Here is an 8,452-nt window from a genome sequence, read left to right as displayed (position 1 = left end):
TCTGGTCGATGATGAACACGAAGCGGCCCCCCGCCGGCTCCAACGCCAGCATCCGGTCCCGCACCAGAGCCAGCGGCGGCCGTTGGCGAAGGCCCTTGCGGCCGAGAAACCGGCTGATCTGGGCGCGATGACGCGGCTCCGAGGCCACCGACCCCGAGGCTTGCGAGGCGCTCATGCGCCCCCAATGCAAACAAAACGCCGCCACGCAACGAATCACCAGGCCGAGCGCCCGGGGACTCAGGCCGGCCGGACGAAGAAACTGTTTGATTCCGGGGAGTCCTTCTTGCACAATCATGACCGAGACTCCTTCCGGTTGGTGATCACCCGGCCTCACGGCCCAACCGATCCGGCCGGGGGAGTCTCGTTTTTCTATCCCGGCCCACTCTCCTCAGCAAAAAGCGCAACTTCAAAACTGGCGCGTCGGGCTATGAAAATGCCTCACCCTCACTGTCCCATCGACGCCGCCTTGGCCATCATCGCCAGCCCCCGGAATCTTTCCTGCCAGTTGCCGTCCGCCAGTTTCTTGAACACCGCCCGGCTTTCGGCGATCTGGCCTTTGTCCTTCAGGTGCTGGGCGCGGTTCCAAAGCAATTGGGCGTTGGTCGGCTCGGCAAGATAAGCCATCTCGTAAGCCCGGTCGGCGAGTTTCCAATCACCCTCCATCCGCAGGCGGTGGGCCAATGATTCCCACGGGCCGGACTCGTTCGGCTTCAATGCCAGCGGAGTGGTTTCGTAGTCCCATGCCAATGCGGTGGCCTCTTCGCTGCCGATCTTTCGCAGCACCACGCCGGAGCGCTGACAGATACTCTCGGCCTCCGGGTCCATTTGCCGCCAGCGATCAACGGCTTTCACCAGCCGGGTCGGCAGGTTCTTCGGCGTCGGCACGTTCAACTTCGTCGCGGCATCAGCCAGCCATTCATAATGGGCCAATAGTTGGCTGTAATCCTGCCGGATCGGGTTGACGTCGAACGAATCCGGCAAACGGGTGAACTCGATGTCGAGGGCTGCTTCCAGATACTCAATGCTCCGCACCTGATCCCCCCGGCTGGCGGCCACTTGTGAGGCCAGCCGCCAGACAGGGGGTGCCTTTATCGTCCGCTTGTTCGTCAGCAGCGGTTGCAGCAGGGCGTCAGCCCGGTCGTGCCGGTTGGTGGCGGTGAGAAACTGCACGGCCCACAGGTTGGCGACGGGTGTCTCCTCTTCGGAAGCCCCCTTCAAGGCCGCATCCAGAATCGTGTCTGACAGGGCCACATCACCCAACTGCCAGCATTGCCACGCCAGCAGCACCACCACCGGGCGGGCTTTGATCCCGACACACTTCGCGGCCATTTCCTTCATCAACCCCGGCCAGTCGCCTTGGTCGTAAGAACTCAACACCGTGCGGAAGCGGTCGTCTACGGTCGGCAGGACGCCGACCGACAGGGCCTCGCGGAAGAGATCCTGAAACTTCTTCATCGCCTCCTTGCCCCGGCCGGCCGAGTCGAGCAGGCGGGCTTGTTCGTAACGGGCCGCGTAGGGGAAGCGGGATTTTTCCGCCATCACCCCCCAGGCGTCGGCCTTCAAACCTTGCAGTTCCAGCGGCGAGCCGACATCGCTGATGATGCCGAGGGCCGCCCAGCCCAAGACGGAATCGGCATGCTGGCCGACATACTTCAACGCCCGTTTCACCTCCGTGTCGCGGATGCCCCACCACGGATGGCTGACGTATGGCCCGGTGAAGCGGTCGTACATCACTCGCAGAAGTCCGAGGCGGCTGAGGAAGTCTGTCTTCTGTTCGGCGGGCAGGCCGAAGCCGAATTTCTTGTTCCATTCCCGCATGTCATTGTCGAACTCGCGGTACAGATAGCGGGTCAGCGGGTCGCGTTGAATCAGGGCTTCCGCCTCATCCGAATCGCGGTTTTCGAGTTGCGGCGAATAGTTTAGCGTGGCGAGCAGCACATCCAGCCCCGGCCGGCGGTCGCCGCGATCATGCTTCATCAGGTGGACAATGTTCGCAATCTCGCCGGAGCCCATGCCCCATTCGCAGGCGAGCAGTTCCAGCATGGCGTCGTCGCTCAGGCAGGCGCGGGATTCCTGCGGAGAATGGTTGGCGTCGAGGCCGATCTGCGGGAACACAATGTCCCGTGACCGCAGCGGCAACGGCAGCACCACCAGCGCCTTGTTGTCCGGCGTCAGGCTCGGCTCCTTCGCCGGCTCGCGTTCCACCTTTGCGGAAGCGAGCATTTTGGCATCGGTTCCGATAATCACCAGCGAGCCTTTGGCGTCGAAAACCAGTCTGGCCGAGGACTTGGCCTCCGGCTGTCGCATGGCAAAGGTTTCGACCAGTCGTCCGTCGGCGAACACATAATGCGCCTCCGCCCACGGCGGCACGTTGCCGTCTTCGTCCGGCTGATGGTGCGGAATCACGGCGACCTTGTTCGGGGCCACCAGTTTCACATCCGCGCCGTAGTTCAGATCATCGGCCGGGGGCAGGGCCTCGGGGATCAACTCCAGGAACGCGGCCCGGTGGAAACGGGAGACGGTTCGCTTGGCCCCGAGGCCAATCTCCGGATAGGAGTGCCACAGGGTTTTGCCGTCGCACAGCACATATTCCTTGAGGCCGAAGGAGACGGTTCGCTCGTAGGCATACCGGCCGAGGCCATCGTGGGTGACGCGGAGCTTGGTCCCGTCTGGTTGCGGCACCAGCGTGGTTCGCCAGCCCATGTTGGCGCGGGCGGCATCGAACAACTTCTTGGCGCCGGGATCAACCGTCCCCCGTTTGAGGCCAAATCGCGGGGCGGCCTCCGCTTCCACGACGGCTTTCACATCGGCCGGGAGCGAACTCAGGCCAGGAGCGAAGCTCGGCAGATCGCGGAACAGCCGTTCGGTGAAGACAAAGCCCGGCCGTTGATAATACGCCGGAGCCGACACGTTGAACCCAAAGCGGGCATTCTGGAACCCGTCAAACCTCGCGGCTTGCTCCCTCTTCCGATACTCCGGCGACGGGATCGGTTCCGGGAGTTTAACGGCTGCCAACTCACTCCGGGAAGAAAAATGCCAATTCGGCACCGGCTGATCCATGTCTCCGGATAGTTCGAGCATTCTCCCGTTGAACAAATTTGTCCCGTCCAGCCCCGCGGGCCGGGGCAAGGCATCCCACCCCATGCCAGACCGGCCCAAGGCGGACCGTGCGGAAAAATCGACTTGCAGATCTTTCAGGTTCTTGCTCAATTCGCGGAGTTCTTGCGGTCTTCGTTGAAGGTTCTCTTTGCCATCAATGCTGATGAGATCATCGAACATTGCCTGCGATTGATTTCCGTGTCCGCTGATTCTGAACGGTTGATAATTGCCATAGAAGTGCCGTCGGCTGTTTTGCGACCGGAGTCCTTCACCGTCCATGTCGCTCCAGTTGAACGTCACTTGTTTTTCCATCCTCAACCGAGTGATTTGTTCCAACTGTTTGGGCCCGTTGTTCGGTTGCGCCGAGAATGACAAGCCTTGGTTCACATACCGATCCGACGATCGAAGAACGCCGGGGAGCCGATAACGTTTTTTCTTGTCGTCCATTTCCTTGGCGCCATCAGTCGCCAAGGAAAGCAGCCGGACTTTTTGCCTTTCGAGTTCTCCAAGAGTTTCAAACTCAAGATGTGAACGAACCATCGAGTCGAGGCCGGTGTCTTCATTTGGCAAATCAAAGAAGAGATCATTAACCTCGTTCATATCCCCGAGATTCGTCAAGACTTCGTCCGGGATGGCGACGGCCGCGCCGTAGCGTTGGGCGGCGTTCTGAACCACAGGCTGATGGCCCGGCAGGTTTGGCCCCTGCAACACCATCGCCGGCTGGCGGCAGAAGATGCTCGTCAGCACTTGGTTTTCATGCGGCTTTTGGCCGATGATGGAACCGCGAGTGGCCCAAGGGTTGTTCGGGTCCGGGATGTAAACCACGGGGATCTTGTCCGGGGCGGGATACATCGCCCAATGGTCTTTCCGGCCGCGATCCACGTTGAAATCCTTGTACATCTGCTCGTTTTCAAGCACCAGCAGCGAGGTGTACGGCGTCATCACATACATGGCCTTGGAAAGCTCGGTGATCGTGTGCTGGTGCTGGCCGTTGTTCTCGGCCAGCAACCGGTCAATTTCCAATTTCGCCCAACTTCGCGGCAAATGCCCGGCCCCCTCGGTGAAGTTCCCCGGCACGAGGTTCTTTTCGTAAGTGACGCCATCCAACGAGCCGGTGATCTTCACCAAGGCCGGCTGGACATTGGTGGCGCGGGCGACGGCCACCAATTCTTCCCCGTGGGCGACGCTCCCGGTGAAGGGCAGGAACCGCACCTCGCCCTGGCCCGGCACGTCCAGCTTCACGTTCAGCAGGCGCGGGGCGTTCAACACGCTGGCGAGTTCAAAACCGCGCCAGGCGACCGGTTCGTCCGGGTTGATCTGGGTGAAGACTCCACCGGTCTTCTCGGCGGCGGTCTTCATGAGCGTCGTCGAAAATCGCTTGCCGACGGCCACGCCAACATAACGGCTTCCCGCCGGCAACAATTTCATCAGCGGTTCGGGACGTTGCTCGCCATAGGAGGCGATGCCGCCGCCGACATGCACGATGTGCGGGTTGCGGGCATCTTTCAGATACCGCCCGGCCTGGGTGAAGGCTTCCTCCAAATTGAGGGCGCCGATCAGGTGGGCTTGCTCCAGCCATTGGATCGCCTTGGCGGCATTCTCCCCGGTGGCCGGGACGAGCGAGCCATAAGGATTTCGGAAGTAATAATTGTGCGGTTCATTCTCCCCTTGCGGCAATCCGGGGGGCGGCGTGAAAGCCCGCACCCGCGTGCCGACGGTCAGGATGGTGAACGTGTCCTCGTGTTCCGCGTGGTTTAGCAAGGTCCGGATCACTTCCACCTGCGTGCGGGCCACCAGCGGGTCGCGGGCGCCGGACGATTCAAACAGGAAGACCCAATCCCGGCGTTCCCGGCGCTGGGCCTGCGGCAAGTCGGGTTTGTATCGCAGCATCATGTAGCGTTGGCCGTCTTGTGTAAACTGGGACCACTGCGTCGTTCCCGGTTGTTTCGCGGCCTCCTGATGGTCGGCCATTTCCAGCACCACATCGCGGTCGATGCGAATGTTGGCGGCCTTGTCCGTGAGGAGGATGTCCTTGCCCTGCGGGGTCACTTTCATCGCGGGATGGCTGGGCGAGGCGACCGACCAATCCTCGGCGTTCTTCAGCGTGGCGTTGAACGACCATTGCTCCACATGCGAAAGCGAATGCCCGCTCGGGAACCGATACGTGCTGCGGCCATAGGTGGCGTTAAGTTTCTGCGTGTAACTGAGGACGATCCGCTTTTCTTCGCGGGCCGGCAACGGGAAGACACGCATCTTGAAGACGCTGCCATCAATCCATTCCAAGAGGGCCGGGTCGCGGCGTTGATGCCGAATCGTTTCGTACACATTGCGGGCGTGGTCGCGCTCGGCCATGCCCCCTTCCATGCGGTTGCCATCGACATACATCGCCAGCCGGTTCAGCGAGGCATCCGGCGGCAGGGGGAAGTAGAACGTCCCTTCGAGTTGCTGGTTTTCGTTGTTGAAGAAGGTCTGGTCAATGGTCGTGCGGGCGAAGCCATCTTCCACATGCACGTCAATGTGAAACTTCACGAGGCTAAGCTTGGCTTCTTGTCCGTAGGGATCGACGGCGACCAGCGACCCGCCGCTATGCTTCCCGGCCGGGACCAAGGGAGCCTCGGCGGCGACAATCAGTTCCCGTGTCCACTCGACGGCACACGCTCCCCGAGGGGCCTGCGTCGGCTTCAAATCATTGGGTTGAAGTTGCTGCCCCGAGGCCACCGGCTCCGCGATGTCGCTGACTTCGACCTTCCCCTGCGTGACGATCACGCCCGTCCCGGCATTGGCGGCCGTGACGGCGAACTTCGTTCCCAAGGCCGTGACCGAGCGAGCCGGGGTTTCCACGACAAACTTGGTCTTCGCCACTTCGGTGGGGACGGCCTCGATGAACACATCCCCGGCGGTCAGCTTGAGATGCCGGTCCGAGGTGAGTTCGACCGTGGTGCCTTGATTCACATAGACAATGGAATCATCCGGCAGCGTCACCCGGCGTTTCTCCCCGGCGACGGTGACAACCTTGTCCCCGACAACAAGCTTTTTGGCTTCCGGCCCGGCGGGTTTTGCCCGAGGCTTCATGCCGATGTTAAGGGCGACTTCCGTGGGTGCTCTGTCCGCGTTCGGGATGAGATTTTGGCTCGGATTACGAGCCTTGAAGACATACAACCCAAGACCGACCACCAATGCGGCGGCAACGGCTCCCGTGAACGGATTGGCCAGTCGCTGCCAGCGAGGCTTGTCCGGCCGGGCGGGCGGCGACGGCGGCGGCGTGGTGACCGGCAGCGTTTGCGTGACTTGAGAGATCACTTGGGCCACGGCTTCGCGACGTGGTTCAAAGGTGGTCTTCAGGTCGGTGTGCTGTTGCCGCAGGCCATCCGCCAAGGCCCGGTGTTCCGGGTCGGCGGCCAGCCAGCTTTCGAGCGCCGTCTGCTCGGCCGGCGTCAACGCCCGGTCGATCGACGCGGAAAGCAATTCGATGGCTTGTTCGGTGGTCATATCTGGCTACTCCGTGGGGAGCGGGGATTTCTGTTTCTTGTTTGTCTCAATGACCCTTGTGAAGCCGCGACGCGGAGTCTTCGCAGCGGAGCGAGGACATCCGACAGGCGATCATCGACACGGATGGGGAACGTGTCTGGCAGGATCCGGCCCGCGCTCCGCTCCGAAGACTCCGCGTCGCGGCTTCACATCATTCATTCCGTGGTCAGTTCCGGCTCAAGCATGGAGGGCGACAATCGTTCTCTCAAAATCAGCCGGGCCTTCGTCAGCCGGGCGTTCACGGTGGCGGCCGAGATGCCCAGCAACTCGCCAAGCTGGCGGTACGTCATGTCTTCGTAGTAATAGAGCATCAGCGCCTGCCGCAGGTCTTCCGGCAGGCATTCCACCTCGCGCATCAACCGGCGGCATTCGTCGCGGTGTTCCAATTCGGCCACGTGATCCGAACGAGAGACGCCGTCAACATTCTTGTCTGGTGACAGGGCGGTGAACACCACTGTCTTGCGTTCCGACGCCTTGAGCCAGTCCAGGGAAGCCCGCACGGCAATGCCCATCAACCACGTGCCGAACCGGTCGCGGTCCGTCAGCGTGTTCAGGGAGCGATACCCGCGAAAGAGGGTTTCCTGCGTGAGATCGTCGGCCACGTCGGCCCGGCGCACCTTGGAATGGCAAATGGCCGCGATCCGGTGGCCCCATCGGCGCGCAAGCTGGGCATACGCATCGACAGATCCGTTCAGACTGGCGGCTACCAACTCGGCATCGGTCATCCGTACCTTGCCTTGCGCGGGGAGGATCGCTTGCAGGTGAGACGAGCCAGAGATGAATGTTAATATGTGAAAGCGGCCAAGGAAGAGAGGCAGGAAAATGCACCAACCACAAAGACGCGAAGATCACACAAAGTTTCACAAAGAAAACAGATGAAATTGAAGGCAAGCAAAGATCAGACAAGAGAACACAGAGCAAAGGGATCACGAAATGATTTTCGTCTTGTCTTTGCTCTGTGTTGTTTCTCTTTGCTTCAAATCTGTTTGATTCTTTGTGAAACTTTGTGTGATCTTCGCGTCTTTGTGGTTGGTCTTCACTTTTGCGCGTTTCTTACGCGTTGGCTTTCCGGAAGTAATCCTTCGACTGGCCGACATCCGGCTTCATGGTCAGGGCTCCCGGCTTCCAGTTCGCGGGGCAAACTTCGCCGTGTTGTTCAAAGAACGTGAGGGCGTCGATCATGCGAACGGCCTCGTCGATGTTGCGGCCGAGCGGCAGGTCGTTGATGAGGGCGTGACGGAGGATGCCCTTCTTGTCGATGAGGAAGGTCCCCCGCAGAGCGACGCCTTCCTCTTCCAGCAGCACCCCGTAGTTTGCGCTGATCTTCTTGTTCATGTCGGTGACCAGCGGGTACTTAAGCCCGCCAAGGCCCCCTTCGGCGCGCGGCGTGCGAATCCAAGCAAGGTGGCTGAATTCGCTGTCCACGGAGACGCCGATGACTTCCGCGCCGCGTTTGTGGAATTCGGAGATCTTTTCCGAGAAGGCGATGATTTCCGTCGGGCAGACAAAAGTGAAGTCGAGCGGGTAGAAGAACAGCACCACATACTTGCCGCGATAATCGGAAAGCTTGATGGTGGAGAATTCCTCGCCGATGACGGCCTTGGCGGTGAAATCCGGGGCTTCTTTGGTTACAAACGCTGCCATGAGTCCTTGCTCCAAATGCGATGTTTCCGGGGTGGATTCCGGTGTTTGAACACTTGAGGTGAGAGTAAGGATTGCGGGGGAGAGATTCAAGAAACTTGGAACATGTAACGTGAAATGACCAATGACCAATGACCAATCAGGATTTGTTCACTAACCCCGATGAGGCCGTAACGCAATCGGT

Annotated in this window: 4 protein-coding genes; all 4 read right to left on the bottom strand. The window is 60.6% G+C overall.

All coding sequences use genetic code 11. The annotated features are described in order from the left end of the window. A partial coding sequence (locus BGIM_RS64845; protein WP_040888891.1) for a hypothetical protein occupies positions 1-295 on the bottom strand: 295 nt, incomplete at its 3' end. A gap of 149 nt (positions 296-444) precedes the next feature. Further along, a complete protein-coding gene (locus tag BGIM_RS0116010; RefSeq protein WP_020470764.1) occupies positions 445-6,588 on the bottom strand; it encodes a VIT domain-containing protein in 6,144 nt (2,047 codons plus the stop codon). A gap of 194 nt (positions 6,589-6,782) precedes the next feature. Beyond that, positions 6,783-7,352: an RNA polymerase sigma factor gene (locus BGIM_RS0116005; protein WP_020470763.1), complete on the bottom strand. Its 570-nt coding sequence runs from the start codon at positions 7,350-7,352 to the stop codon at positions 6,783-6,785. A gap of 328 nt (positions 7,353-7,680) precedes the next feature. Continuing rightward, positions 7,681-8,271, bottom strand: coding sequence for a peroxiredoxin (locus BGIM_RS0115995; protein ID WP_020470761.1), 591 nt, complete (start codon positions 8,269-8,271; stop codon positions 7,681-7,683). Between the last annotated feature and the right edge of the window lie 181 nt (positions 8,272-8,452).

This window comes from Zavarzinella formosa DSM 19928 (genome assembly GCF_000255705.1).
In the GTDB taxonomy this organism is placed as follows: domain Bacteria; phylum Planctomycetota; class Planctomycetia; order Gemmatales; family Gemmataceae; genus Zavarzinella; species Zavarzinella formosa.
Note: the sequence above shows the minus strand (reverse complement) of the source record. Positions and strands in the feature narration are given on the sequence as shown.